The organism is Campylobacter ureolyticus ACS-301-V-Sch3b (assembly GCF_000413435.1).
Lineage (GTDB): Bacteria > Campylobacterota > Campylobacteria > Campylobacterales > Campylobacteraceae > Campylobacter_B > Campylobacter_B ureolyticus_A.
This window is the reverse complement of the sequence record NZ_KE340326.1, coordinates 217732-231414: the sequence shown is the minus strand read 5'-3', so window position 1 is coordinate 231414 and position 13683 is coordinate 217732. Positions and strand designations below refer to the sequence as shown.

13 protein-coding genes are annotated in these 13683 nt (G+C 28.5%); 1 reads left to right on the top strand and 12 read right to left on the bottom strand.

What is annotated here, in order from left to right:
* Positions 1–17 precede the first annotated feature (17 nt).
* The 12 genes from HMPREF9309_RS01130 to HMPREF9309_RS01075 all read right to left on the bottom strand — a co-directional run bounded on the left by HMPREF9309_RS01130 (position 18) and on the right by HMPREF9309_RS01075 (position 11980).
* Positions 18–1175: an MFS transporter gene (locus HMPREF9309_RS01130; protein ID WP_016646080.1), complete on the bottom strand. Its 1158-nt coding sequence runs from the start codon at positions 1173–1175 to the stop codon at positions 18–20.
* 12 nt (positions 1176–1187) lie between these two features.
* Complete coding sequence (locus tag HMPREF9309_RS01125; protein WP_016646079.1) at positions 1188–1619, bottom strand: hypothetical protein; 432 nt, start codon at positions 1617–1619, stop codon at positions 1188–1190.
* A 46-nt stretch (positions 1620–1665) separates the two neighbouring features.
* The gene (locus HMPREF9309_RS01120; RefSeq protein WP_016646078.1) at positions 1666–2115 is read right to left on the bottom strand and encodes a TlpA family protein disulfide reductase; all 450 of its coding nucleotides are present in this window, start codon (positions 2113–2115) and stop codon (positions 1666–1668) included.
* Positions 2076–2570, bottom strand: a complete 495-nt coding sequence (locus HMPREF9309_RS01115; protein WP_196799661.1) for a TlpA family protein disulfide reductase — start codon at positions 2568–2570, stop codon at positions 2076–2078. Before HMPREF9309_RS01115 ends, HMPREF9309_RS01120 begins: the two co-directional genes overlap by 40 nt.
* Positions 2554–3219, bottom strand: a complete 666-nt coding sequence (locus HMPREF9309_RS01110; protein ID WP_016646076.1) for an ABC transporter ATP-binding protein — start codon at positions 3217–3219, stop codon at positions 2554–2556. Before HMPREF9309_RS01110 ends, HMPREF9309_RS01115 begins: the two co-directional genes overlap by 17 nt.
* Positions 3220–4350, bottom strand: a complete 1131-nt coding sequence (locus HMPREF9309_RS01105; protein WP_016646075.1) for an ABC transporter permease — start codon at positions 4348–4350, stop codon at positions 3220–3222. It abuts the gene before it with no gap.
* A complete protein-coding gene (locus HMPREF9309_RS01100) occupies positions 4337–5587 on the bottom strand; it encodes an ABC transporter permease (protein WP_016646074.1) in 1251 nt (416 codons plus the stop codon). The genes HMPREF9309_RS01105 and HMPREF9309_RS01100 overlap by 14 nt, the downstream gene beginning before the upstream one ends.
* Entirely contained in the window at positions 5584–6996 is a 1413-nt protein-coding gene (locus HMPREF9309_RS01095) for a Fe-S-containing protein (protein WP_016646073.1), read from the bottom strand. Before HMPREF9309_RS01095 ends, HMPREF9309_RS01100 begins: the two co-directional genes overlap by 4 nt.
* Before the next feature lie 36 nt (positions 6997–7032).
* Complete coding sequence (locus HMPREF9309_RS01090) at positions 7033–7557, bottom strand: iron transporter (protein ID WP_016646072.1); 525 nt, start codon at positions 7555–7557, stop codon at positions 7033–7035.
* Complete coding sequence (locus tag HMPREF9309_RS01085; protein WP_016646071.1) at positions 7554–9686, bottom strand: FTR1 family iron permease; 2133 nt, start codon at positions 9684–9686, stop codon at positions 7554–7556. Before HMPREF9309_RS01085 ends, HMPREF9309_RS01090 begins: the two co-directional genes overlap by 4 nt.
* Before the next feature lie 107 nt (positions 9687–9793).
* A complete protein-coding gene (locus HMPREF9309_RS01080) occupies positions 9794–11143 on the bottom strand; it encodes a sodium-dependent transporter (RefSeq protein ID WP_016646070.1) in 1350 nt (449 codons plus the stop codon).
* Between the two features lie 81 nt (positions 11144–11224).
* Positions 11225–11980, bottom strand: a complete 756-nt coding sequence (locus HMPREF9309_RS01075) for an exodeoxyribonuclease III (protein ID WP_016646069.1) — start codon at positions 11978–11980, stop codon at positions 11225–11227.
* A 125-nt stretch (positions 11981–12105) separates the two neighbouring features.
* On the opposite strand from HMPREF9309_RS01075, the gene HMPREF9309_RS01070 reads away from it, so the two are divergent.
* Positions 12106–13668 (top strand): inorganic phosphate transporter, encoded by a 1563-nt coding sequence (locus HMPREF9309_RS01070; protein ID WP_016646068.1) that lies wholly within the window; start codon positions 12106–12108, stop codon positions 13666–13668.
* Positions 13669–13683 lie beyond the last annotated feature (15 nt).

Sequence of the window (13683 nt, the reverse complement as noted above, 5' to 3'; positions counted from 1 at the left end):
TTTGTGCCTAAAAAAGGTTATTTTTTAAAATAAAATCGATCTATATAAAAAAACCATAAAAATAAAATTATACTGAAAATAAAACTCATTAAAAATGCTAAATTTGAAGAGTTGGATGAAAATAAAATAAGTATAAATTTAATCAAATAAGGATTTACAAATTGTCCCAAATATAAAAATATACTCATTAAGCTCATTGCAATTGCCATATTTTCTTTTTTTACATAAATGCTTACTCTTGACATTATAAATGGCATCAAAAAACCATGTCCAAGACCAACAAGAAAAAGCCCCAAAAAGACAAAATTTAAATTTGATGCTAGAAATTGCATTAAAAATCCAGCTCCAAAAAGTGCACCAAAAATAAACTTACAATAATGCTTAAATGTTTTTAATATTTTAGCAAAAAATACTCCTACTAAAATAACAAAAAAATGTTGAAGACCCATAAGAAGTCCAATATATTTTGGCTCTACAAAACCTTTTTCAAGTATGTTTATTGAAAAATTTGTAGGAAAAGAATAAAAAGTAAGCATAGCTAAAAAAACAGCTACACAAAATGGATAGATTTGTTTTAAGACCTCTAAATTTGTAGTTTTACTTTTATTTTGTCTAAGCATAATGGTTGGCAAAAACAAAACTGCAAAAACCATAACAAAAACACCTAAAAAATAGATATAAAAGCTATAATTCCAAGAAATTGCAGCAAGATAAGCTGAAAGTGGTGCTGCTACTAAGCCCATAAGGCTTGACATCGCTGATGATAAACCTAGGAGTTTTACTTTGTCTTTATCATCATATAAAAAACCAATAAGTCCGTTTGTAAGTGGTTGAATGAAACCAACCCCAATTCCTAAAATTGCTCTTAAAAATAAAATTATCCAAATATTATCAAAAAATGATGCTCCAACTCCACCTATTATATAAAGACAAAGTCCCAAAATAGCGATATTTTTAGCATTTAAATATTTTGTTAAAAAGCCAAATAAAAATGCACTAAAAATAATAAAAATACTATGAATTGAAACTATTTGTGATACTAAAATTTTACTAGTTTGATTAAAATGCTCACTTATCATCCCAAGTGCCGGAGCTATCGCAGCACCAGCCATAACTGTAGTAAGAGATAGTGTTAGGATTGTAAAACTTATAAATTTTGAAATTTTTTTATCCATTTTATTTATCTATTAAAGAGTTATAACTACAAAAACCTTTAAATTTAAAGGTATTTTATCATCAAAAAATGAGATTTCATAAAGCATATCTTTATAGCATGAACTAAAAATTAACTCACCTTCATAAATTTCATCTTTTTTTATAAAATTTGCTTTTATGGTTCCCATATTCATATTTACGCCTTTTATTTTGGCGTTTAAATTTGTAAAATTTCCTTCTAAATTTGAAATTTTTAAAGTATTTGGAATCATTGCACGAACTGGTTTATTGGAAAATGAAAATAAAACTTGCTTATCTTTATATGAAATTTCACAATTTTCTATATTTAAATAGCAGTCTAGGTTAGATTCAGTCTTTATATCTTTTTCTTTTTTATTAAAAGTTAATAAAAACAAAGCTACAACTGTAAATAAAATAGTAAAAATAACTAGCTTTTTTTTCATTTTTTTCCTTAAAAGCTAGATTATATCAAAATATTTTTCAAGTTTATTAAAACTCTTTTTCTATAACACTTTTTGGAGTAAGACCTAAAAACCTTTTTTTATTGTCTTTGTTGTATATAAAAGTTGCAGGAACGCCGCTTATCCCACCAACTGCATTTGATAAAAACAAAACGCTATCTTTATCAAAAATAAGTGGAAAATCGATATCTTTATCTTTTGCAAAATTTAAAGCATCATCCATATCTTTTGCATCTCCAAGCACAACTATGAAGTTAAATTTACTGTTTTTTAAATATTTAAGTTGCTCTTTGCAAGCACCACACTCTTTTGTTATAAAAATAAGACCGAAGCTATCATGATTTGTAAGAGTGAGTTCGCTGTTTTTAAATTTGAAATAAAATGGTTCTTTTGAATTTAGTGCTAAAATTCCATCATTACAGCCACAAATAAACAAGATTATAAAAAATAAGATAATTTTGCTTTTAAATTTTTCCAACCAATATCTCCATAAACTTTATCTTTTATAGTGCCATTTTTATCTATTATAAAAATACTTGGAAGTGTTTTTACACCGTATCTATCAAAACTTATTTTAAGATCATCTTTTAAAACCACAATAGAAGAAAAACTCACTTCATCAATATAGTTTTTTATAATCTTTTCATCATTTACTGAATTTATTGCATAAGCTTTAAAAACATCTGGATTTTGTTTTAAAAACTCATCTAAATTTGGAAGTATTTGTGTGCAGCTCAAACAGCCATATTGCCAAAATACAATTATTTTATTAACATTATTTTGTTGATGAATTTTTACTTTTTTGCCATTTAGGGTTGTAGCTGAAATTTCAGGTGCCATGCTTCCAATGTCTGCGCTTAAATCTTTTTGACAACCTGAAAAAATCAAGCTAAAAAAAAATAAATTTAAAAAAATACTAATTAATTTTTTCATCATTTATAAGTTTTCCGTGCGATAAGGTTATCACTCTATCGCCTTGTTTTCCTAAATTTGGGTTATGTGTTATTAAGATAATGGTTTTTCCATCTTTTTTTATTTTTTGAAAAAGCTCAAGCACTACACCTTCATTTTTCTCATCCAAGTTTCCAGTTGGCTCATCTGCTATTAAAATTTCAGGATTGTTTATTAAAGCCCTTGCAATACAAACTCTTTGTTGCTCACCACCACTTAATTGACTTGGCAAATGAGTAAATCTATGGCTTAATCCAACCAAATCAAGCGTAGCCTTTGCATCCTCAGCTTCAACACTTGAATGATAATATTGAGCAAGCATAACATTTTCTAAAACGTTTAAATAAGGTATTAAATGAAATTGTTGAAAAATAAGTCCTATTGTTTCACGTCTTATTTTTAAATGCTCATTTTGAGATAAATTTGCAACATCTTTTCCTAAAAGCTCGTAAATACCGCTTGTTGGATTATCCATTAGTGATAAAATATTTATTAAAGTTGTTTTACCGCTTCCGCTTGGTCCCATTATGCTTAGCCATTGATTTTTAGGCACTTCAAAGCTTATATCCTCTAATGCATGAACATCTTTAAAGCTTTTAAATATATTTTTTAAACTTATTACATTTTCCATTTATTCTCCTCTAAGTGTATCTGCAAGATTGATTTTAATAGCTTTTTTTATTGGATAAAATGCTGCTATAAATGAACAAATTAGTGAAATTAAAACTGCAATTATAACTGATAAAATTCTAAAATCAATGCTTGCTTTAAATATCATCATTCCTAAAATTTGAGCTAAAACATAACCACTAAATGCACCCAAAACTGCACTAAAAATAGTAATTATTGCTATCTCGGTTCCAAAAAGTTTTACAATATCTTTTTTTGTTGCACCAAGAGCCAAATTTAGAGCAATTTCTTTTTTTCTTGAGAAAATAATTGAACTAAGTGTTGTATTTACACTAGTTGAGCTGATTATTAAAATAACTAATCCAATCAATGCCATAAGTCCTTTTATCTTATCAAGCATTGACCCTTCTGAGAGTGAAATCTGAGCTATTGGTTTTGCATTTATCAAATCATTGCTTAATTTTTTACTCAAATTTGAAATTTTATCAAAATTTAAATTTATAACTGCGTTTGCATAGTTTATGACCTTCTCCTCATCAAGAGCTTGAGCTACTGAAATATCTACAAACATAAGCTCATCACTTTCATCGCCACCGTAAAATATCCCTTTTACGATAACATTTTTAGAAACTAAGTTTTTAGGATTTGTTATAGTGATGGTTTGGTTAATTTTAGCTTCCAAACTTTTTGCTAAATTTATACCTAAAAAAGCTGAGTCTTGCGAAAAATCACTTAAATTCATACTTCCAGATCTTACTTCTAAAAATGGCTTTGTCTTTTTAAGTCCTTGAAAATCAACTCCCGCGACGATTCCATTGCCAATGCCAAAACTATAATATCCATATAAATATGGTGTTATTCCTAAAAGTACATTTTTGTCTATTTTATCAATAGTTTTTTCATAATCATCAAATTTTATATAATTTCCATTTTGTGGAGTTATGATAAAATTTGCTCCATAAGCTTTTAATTCTTTACTCATTTTTGTATCAATATCAAAATAAATACCTAAAAACCCAGAACTTACAGAAGTTCCGATAAAAATAGCTATAAAAATAACAAAAACTCTTTTGCTTCCAACTTTTAAACTTTTAAAAATAGAACTTAGAAAAAATTTATTATTTTCTTTCATACAAAACCTCCGCTGGAAGTAGATTTATAACATTTCTCATAGGCAAAAGTGAGCCAATAAGTGCTATTAAAACAGCAAAAAACAAAGTTATTGGTATTACTATAAAAGATATGCTTATAAAATGTGAAAAAATAAAATATGAAATAATCTCTGAAACCAAATATCCAAAAGCAACGCCAACTAATGAGGAGATTATAGCAACAAAAACGCTTCCAAGTGCAAAATTTAAATAAATTTGAAAATTGTTCGCACCAAGAGCTTTTAAAAGTCCTATTTCTTTAGTTCTTCTATAAATTTCAGATGTCATAAGTGATGAAATTGCTATGCTTGAAACAATTAGTGAAATAAGACTTACCACAAGCATTAGAGCTTGAATTTTTGTCACAACGCTGCTTTCAGCATCGCTTATTTGAGTTTGTGCTTTTGCATCTGCACCTTTTAAATCTTCGCTTATTTGGTATGCAATTGAGCTTACATAGGCTGTGCAATACCATAAATCATACTCTACTTGATCTAGGCTATCAAGGTTTTTTCTAGCTTTTAGAGCAAGGTCATTTTCAGGTATTGTAAGAGCTGATACTTCAACTTTTTCAACTTTATCTTGCAAATTTAAAAGTTCTTGAGTAAATTTTAAAGAGGTAATGAGTTTATTGGAAAATTCTCCACCAAATTCTAAAATTCCAACTACTTTTAATTTGTAATTTTTTATATTTATTTCATCGTTTAGTTTAATGTTTTCCTTTGTAGCTAAATCACTTCCAACCAAAACTTCATCTAAACTATCATCTTTTGGAAGCCTACCATCAATCTTAAAAAATGGATAAATTGTTTTTATGCCAGTTGTAAAGTCCTCTTCATCAGTAACTTTTACATTTTTATCAAAATAGGTTCCAACTATGTTTTTTCCATCAATTGTAGCTGTTAAAAATGGCGCAAAGCCGATTATATTGTTTCTCCAAAAAATTTCTTTAATAGCATGGAGGTTGCTTTCATTTATGTAATTTTCATTTTTTAAAGGTTGAAATTTTTTATCACCAACATCTATGCTTAAAGAATTGCCTTTTGGTAAAACTAATATGTTTGATCCATAACTTCTTAATTCTTTTGATACAACATTTCCAATACTTAAAGTGATATTTAGCATTGAAGAGATAAGCAAAGTGGTTAAAAATATAGTTAAAAATGAAAGGAATTTCATATCACCTCTAATAGATGATAAAATTATTTTTAAAATCATTTTTCAACCTCCTTGTATCCTTCTACTCTAAAATTTGCTTTTGTGAGTTTTTTAACATATTTTTCAGGATTTTTTAAAAATTCTTTTTTGTTTTCTTCGCTTTCAAAAAAATAAGTTTTATCCCCATAAACATAGTTAAATTTTGCTTTTAGGTTTATAATTTTATTTTTGCTTACTGGATCAGTTACTAGCTTTTGTCTTACTTCGCTAAAATAGTTTGCTCCAAGCATAATTTCACTAAATGGAATTATTAATTTATTGTTTTCTATTTTAAAATTAAAAGGTATTGGGTTACATCCTCCCATTTTTCCAACTGATGGAAGGAAAATCCTAACATTGCAAGCAACACATATTAGCTCATCACCTCTTTTTACATATCCTTTATCGCCACATATCATGCAACTATCAAAAACTGCAGTTGGCACTAGCTTATCAGGATATTTATTTATCAAAAAAAATCTTATTGTTTTTCCATCATCACTTATATAAGCATAACGGTGGAGTTTGTTATCTTTTAGCTCATTTATGTCAAAAGAAAATTCATCATTTTCATTAGGCTCAATTACAGTAGGCTCATCTATCATAAGTGGTCTTGAAGCGTGTAAATCATAATAAAGCAATGTTGTTAAAGCTATAATTGATGATAAAATTATGGAAAAAAAGTTTGTTTTTATAGAATTATTATAAGCTTTTTCTTTTCTAAATTTTATATCTAAAATCTCAGTTTTTTTACTATTTTTTATAAATTTAAACAAAGTTAAAATTCCAAATAAAATAAAAACTGCTATGTAAAAATAACAAAATGATTTTTCATAATGAAGTGATTTAGCAACAAAAGAAAGAATATTGGTATCGGTTTCTATAACATTTTTTCTCATTAATATGAGCAAAACTTCAGATATAAAATATGATAAATTTATTATTATAAAAATAATTCCAACTGGTATTAAAAAAGCTTTTTTGTTGATATTTTTTCTGCTAAATTTAAAACAAAAATAAAACACAAAGAAAAATGCTATCCCAAGAAGAATAAATCCTAAGTTTTTAATCCCAAGGCTATCAAGTAAAGCATTATCAAATACTGCATATCCGTTGCTTATATAAAAATATTTAACACCAAAACCAAAAGTAATTAAAAATAAAACTATAAATTTAATAAATTTAGGAATTCTAAAAAGTAAAATAGGGCTTATTATAAATAAAAAAGCTAACATTGAATTTGTGAATAAATACAAATTTCTTAATCCGTATGCATATTTTAATGCAATAAAATATGCAAAATATCCAAAAACAAAAGCACTAAAAACTAAGCTTACTAAATTTATAAGTTTTTCTTTTAAGTAAAAAAGTGTTATAAAAAAAACTAATGGTAAAAAAGCATCTAATATGTGAACAAAAAATATACTCATAAAACCTCTTTTCTAAGGGGTTTTTACCCCCTTAGTTTATTTATCAGGTGTACCTGTGTATTTAAAGTTATATTTAACTGTAAAAGGTTCAAACCATTTACCAACGCCAGTTTCTTCATCAACATGGCGACCAAAACCTTGTTTTTCAGGGTTTTGAATTGCATAAACTAACTCATAATTTCCAATTCCGCCATCCATTTTTATATTTGCACCATAGTGAGGGCCATCATCAGCAACCATTGGCATAAGGGTTCCTTTTTTAACTTTACCATTATCCAAATTTGTTAATTGATAAGCAATTGTTAAATAAGGCATCCAAAAACCTTCAGGAAAGCCATTAGGATTGCCTTTAAGAGCGTGAATATCAGCCTCAAGGTGGATATCTGCTAGACTTGCTGCAAGATCGATTCCACGTGGTTCCATCTCAATTGGTTGTAAATAAACAGCAGCTATCTCCATACCGTGCATCTCAATAGGATCGCCGATTGGAACTTCACCACCAAATGCTAAACTTGTTAAAACCGCACTACTTAGTGCAACACTTAATAAACTTTTTCTCATTTTGTCTTCTCCTTTTTTTGAAGTTTATTTGTTATTAAAATACCTATTATTAATATTATTAGAACTAAAAATTGTGGAATTAATGTTTCGTAATAAGGATAAACACCAAGCCAAGTTATTGGTTTAAACTCTTGAGTAATTAGTGTAGGGGTTATAATCTTTCCCTCAACTAGTTCTGCTATACCTTTTCCAGTAAATACAAAACACATATAAAATATAACATATGAAGTTACTTTGAAAAATAGCTTTATAGGAATTCTTACTGCTCCTGCTTTTAATAAGAAATATAGTGCAATTAAAACTATCATAGCAACACCAAGCCCTGCAAAAATAGCACTAAAATCAGCACTTGTTGAAGCATCAAATAAAAGTGCTTGATAAAATAATACCGTTTCAGCACCTTCTCTAAATACAGCCAAAAATACTGTTATCCATAATGTTTTTGCTGAATTTTTGCTTATTGCATCCATTGCCCCTGTTTTTAAGGCATTTGCCCATTTTTTATCTCTTGCCTTGTGAAGCATCCAAAACCCTACATAAATTAGCAATACAACTGCTATTAAAAATGTAATTCCTTCTAATAGTTCTCTAAATTGTCCAGCATAAGCTCTAAAAAAGTAATATATTAAAAACGCAGTTACAAAGCTTAAAAAGACACCTGTAAATAAGGCAGAGTACGCTATATTAAGCCTATTTTTATTTCCGCTTTGAATTAGATATGAAACAATTGCAACTACAATAATTAGTGCTTCAAGTCCTTCTCTTAATAAAATTCCAAATGCTGCTAAAAATAAGAATAAAGGTGATGTATTGCTGACCTTATCAAGAGAGCCAACTAATAATGTATTTAATTTATCAAAATTTTCTTTTAGTTCTTTTTTATCTGCTCCACTTTTTATAAGCGCAACACCATGAGTAAATAAACTTTCTATATTTAATTTTAGTGTGCTATCAACCGCTCCTATTTTATTTTCCATGCCAGATGCTTCAAAAATATCTAAATAAGTACTTTGAAGCTCATCAATTAAAGCCTCTTTTGGCATTTTATCATAATTTTTTAGGATATTGTCAGTTGCAAGTTTTATATCATCTGCAACTTTTGAATAATCTTTATTTTTAAGCTCATCCTCGTTAAATCCACTAACTTTAATATCTGCTATTTTTTCTTCAGGTATTAAAAGCATAGCATCAAAAAGAGTATCTTTAATATTTTCAAATTTTTCTCTAATGTCGTGTTCTGTTAGATTTTCATCATCTAAAGATCTAATTACGTTTCTTAAAGCTTGTTGAATTTGTTGATCTGTTTTTGGTTTAGTGAAATTTGAGATAGCAATTTCAAGCTTTGTGTTTCTGTAATCATCAAATAATGCTTTGTTTATAAGGCTTTTTGTTTCAAGTAAATTTTTATTTCTAAATGCAATAGCTGCCTCATCAAGCTTTAATGAAAATTCATCATGCAAAGATTGTAGTTTAGGATTTAGGGCCGAAGCTGCTTGCAGATTAGCTACAACTTCATCATTAGAAGCTGGCGTGGTTATACTATCTTCATTTAAATTTGATGTTTTTTCACTTGTATTTTGTGTGGCTATTTGAATGTTTTCATTTTTTATTTCATCTTTATCTAGTTCGTTATTTGAATTATTGCTCTCTCCTAAAAGCATTGCAAATATATCATCTGCCTGGGCTTCTCTTTTAGCATTTGCTTCTATTGATGATTTTATAGCTGCTTCTTTATCATAGCTTAAATCACTTGCTTCAGCTTTTAGTCTAAAGCCATTTTGAATAATTGGAGTAACTTCATCAAGATCAAAATAAAGCCCATCAATCAAAGCTTTTATTTTATTTATATCAGCACTATCTTTATAATATCTTCTTAAATTTGTAAATTTTCTTTCCATTGAAATGGCTTTACGACCAATATTTCTACCTATTGTGCCTTCCATATTTTCAAAATGTTGAAAATATGCATCTTCAACAAGTTTTTTCGCTTTTAGATTATCACCATTTTCATAAACTTCAACACTTTGATTTATTAGTCCTTTGATGATTTCTGTTTCTTTAAAATAATCATCAACCCTTGCAAAGCAAAGTGAGATAATAAGTGTAAAAATAGTTAAAATTATTCTCATAAAATCCTCATTTTGATTGATAGTAAAAATCATTTAAAAAATAATTTTGCAAGAATGATACTGTTTTTTATATTAAAGTTTTATTAAAAAATGATTGTCGTTTTTAATTAAATTGCAGTAAGTCCATATAAAAATACAATTAAAATTATAAGTGGAAGTATGAATTTAACATAATAAAACCATATTTTTATAAATGGGTTTTTAAGTTTTCCTTGATTGCTTATTTCATAAACTGCTTCATCTTTCATAACCCAGCCTACATAAATACAGCATAAAAAAGCAGTTATTACAAAAAAGAAATTTGCACTTATCATATCAAAAGCATCAAAGATATTTCGCCCTAAAATTTTTATATCTTCAAGTGGTCCATAAGCTAAAATTGATGGTATGTTTCCAAAAATAAATATGAAAAAAAGTGTTAAAGTGGTAGCTTTTTTGGTTGAAAATTTAAATTTTTCTTCTAAGACTTGAATTATTACTTGATAAATCGTAAGTGAGGTTGTAAGTGCAGCTACTAAAAGTATTAAAAAAAATACAATAGCAAGCAAATTTCCAAATGGAATATGTGAAAAAGCAACTGGCAATGTTACAAAAACAAGACTTGGACCGCTATCTGGTGAAAGCCCTGCTGTAAAAATAGCAGGAAATATCATAAATCCAGCCATTACTGCAATTACAGTATTTAAAACTCCTGTAATGGTTGCTGTTTGTATCAAATTTTCATCTTTTGAAAGATAGCTTGATAGGGTTATCATAACACCAAATCCAAGCGAAAGAGCAAAGAAAACTTGTCCTAAAACATTGATTAATAACTTTGCATCAACTTTAGAAAAATCAACACTTAAATAAAAATTAATTCCCTCTTCAAAACCACTTAAAAAAATATTTCCTACAATTACAGTTATAAAGCATAAAAATAAAAATGGCATTAAAAATTTTACATATTTCTCAATTCCATCAATTATGCCTTTTTTTAAAATATACCAGTTTATTAAAACAAATATAAAAGTATAAACCGCTATCATAAATGGGCTTTTTTCTATATGGTTTATATAAAAATTTTCTGTGTATTCTTTCGAAGTTATCGCAGTTCCTAGGTCAAAATTTCCACATAATATATTTGCTATATATGCGCTTACCCAGCCACCTAAAACCATATAATATGCAAGTATTCCAAAAGCACCTAATAGTGCTAAATATCCTGTAATTTTCCAAAATTTGCTTTTTGAAAATGCATCTACGCTATTTTTCATAGCATTTCTGCCAATTACATTTTCAACTAAAATCATAGGAATTCCAAGAAGAATCATCGCTAAACAAAAAAGCAGCACATAAGCCCCGCCACCATTTTCTCCAACTAAATATGGAAATCTCCAAGTACAGCCAAATCCTATAGTTGCGCCAGCAGCAGTTAAAATATAAGTGAGCTTATTGCTCCAAAGTTTTTTATCTTGCATGAAAATCCTAAATTCTGTTTTAAAAGATTACGATTATATCTTAAATTTTATTTTAAAAAAATAAAATTTATAAAATTTGCATTAAATTTCTATTTCAATGCCAACAGGACAGTGATCACTTCCATAAATTTCATCCATTATAAAGGCATTTTTTAATTTATCTTTTAGGCTATCGCTTATAAAAAAGTAATCAATTCTCCACCCAGCGTTATTTGCTCTCGCATTAAATCTATAAGTCCGCCAAGAGTATTTTATATCTTTGGGGTTTAAAAATCTATAAGTATCTATAAAGCCACTTTTTATAAGCTTATCAATCCAAGCTCTTTCAATATCTAAAAATCCGCTCCTTTGAGAGTTTGCTTTTGGGTTTTTAAGATCGATTTCTTTGTGGGCTGTATTTACATCACCACAAATTATTATATCTTTTCCCTCATTTTTTAAATTTACAATATAGTTTAAAAAATCATCATAAAATTTCATCTTATAGTTAAGTCTTTCATCATCTTTTTGTCCATTTGGAAAGTAAATGTTAAACAGTACTACATTTTTAAATCGGTGCTCTAAAACTCTTCCCTCATCATCATTGTTAAAAAGAGATTTAAAACACTCTGTATCAAAATTTGAAAGACTCATAACACCTGAATATCCACTTCTTTTTGCAGGGTTTAAATTTATCTCTTTGAATGGTAAGTTGTAAATTTCAGCTGGGATTTGTTCTTGATCTGCTTTTACTTCTTGAAGAGCTAAAAAATCAGGCTTTATATCCTCTATCCAGGCAAAAGCGTCTTTATTTACAGCTGCCCTTATGCCGTTTATATTCCAAGAAATTAGTTTCAAAATTTTTCCTTTTTAAAGCATTATAGTTAAAAATTTATAAAACAAAACTTTTAAATTTAAAAAGAGTCAAATTTTAGCTAAATTTAGATAAAATAGCTTCCATACTTTTAGAAGCAAGGAAAAATATGAAGTTTTCAAGGCTTAACCTTTTTTTTGGTGGAATTTTTGCCTTATCGTGCTGGTTTTTTATAGTTTGGGGACATGAATTTGTAGGCTCTACAAATACAATGATTTTTTTATGTGCTTCGGTATTTGGTCTTTTTATGGCTTTTAATATCGGCGGAAATGATGTTGCAAATTCTTTTGGAACAAGCGTTGGAGCAGGGACTTTAACTCTAACACAAGCTCTTTTAATAGCTGCTGTTTTTGAAGTAAGCGGGGCTGTTTTAGCAGGGGCGAATGTAACTGATACGATTAGAAGTGGCATAGTTGATTTAGATAGTTTATCAGCCTCACCAATGGATTTTGTTTATATAATGATAAGTGCTTTATTTTCAGCTTCTATTTGGATATTTTTAGCTACAAAAAAAGGCTGGCCAGTTTCTACAACTCACGCAATTGTTGGAGCGATAGTTGGAGCTAGTTTAACACTTGGCTTTATGCTTGATGTAAAAGAAATTTCTGTTTTATCACTTGTGAAATGGTCAAAAATAGGTTCAATTGTAATATCTTGGTTTTTATCTCCTGTGCTTGGAGGAGTTTGTTCTTTTGTGCTTTATAAATCCGTTAAAAAATATATTTTAAACTATAACGCCATCGCCGAGCTTAAAATAGAAAAAATTAAAAAAAAGAAAAAAGCACTAAAAAAAATACATAAAAAAATTTTTGATGAACTTAGTGAGGCTGAAAAAGTTAAATTTACAGAAGCTATGAACATGGATATTTTCACGATGAAAGATCCAAATTTTGATCCAAATGATTTAGATACTGAGTATTTTAAAAAAATTCACGAACTTGATGCACAAAAAGAGTCTTTAAAATCTCACCAAGCACTTGAAATGGGAATTCCTGCAATTGCTGCTTTTGGTGTTGGGATAATTTCAAGTATGTTTATATTTAAAGGACTTAAAAATTTAGAACTAGGTCTTTCAAATTTGCAAAATTACTTAATAATAGCGATGATTAGTGCGGCAACTTGGATGGCGATGTTTATCTTCGCAAAAACTTTAAGAAGATCTGATTTGTCAAAATCAACTTTTTTAATGTTTTCTTGGCTTCAGGTTTTTACTGCTGCTGGGTTTGCTTTTTCGCATGGGTCAAACGATATTGCAAACGCCGTTGGTCCATTTGCTGCGATAATTGATACTTTGGCAAATAACACCATAAATCCAACTGCTGAGGTTCCGCCAATCATAATGGCAACTTTTGGAATTGCTTTAGTAACTGGACTTTGGTTTATGGGAAAAGAGGTTATAAAAACAGTTGGAACAAGTTTAACGACAATTCACCCAGCATCTGGTTTTTGTGCTGAACTAGCCGCAGCAAGTGTGGTAATGAGTGCATCAATTTTAGGACTTCCTGTCTCATCAACTCACATTTTAGTTGGAGCAGTTTTAGGAATTGGTGTGGTAAATGCACAGGCAAATTGGGCATTAATGAAACCAATTGCATTAACTTGGGTTATAACCCTACCAGCAGCAGCTTTTATAAGCTCAGTTGGATTTTTGATATTAAAGATTGTATTTTAAAATTTTAAATATATT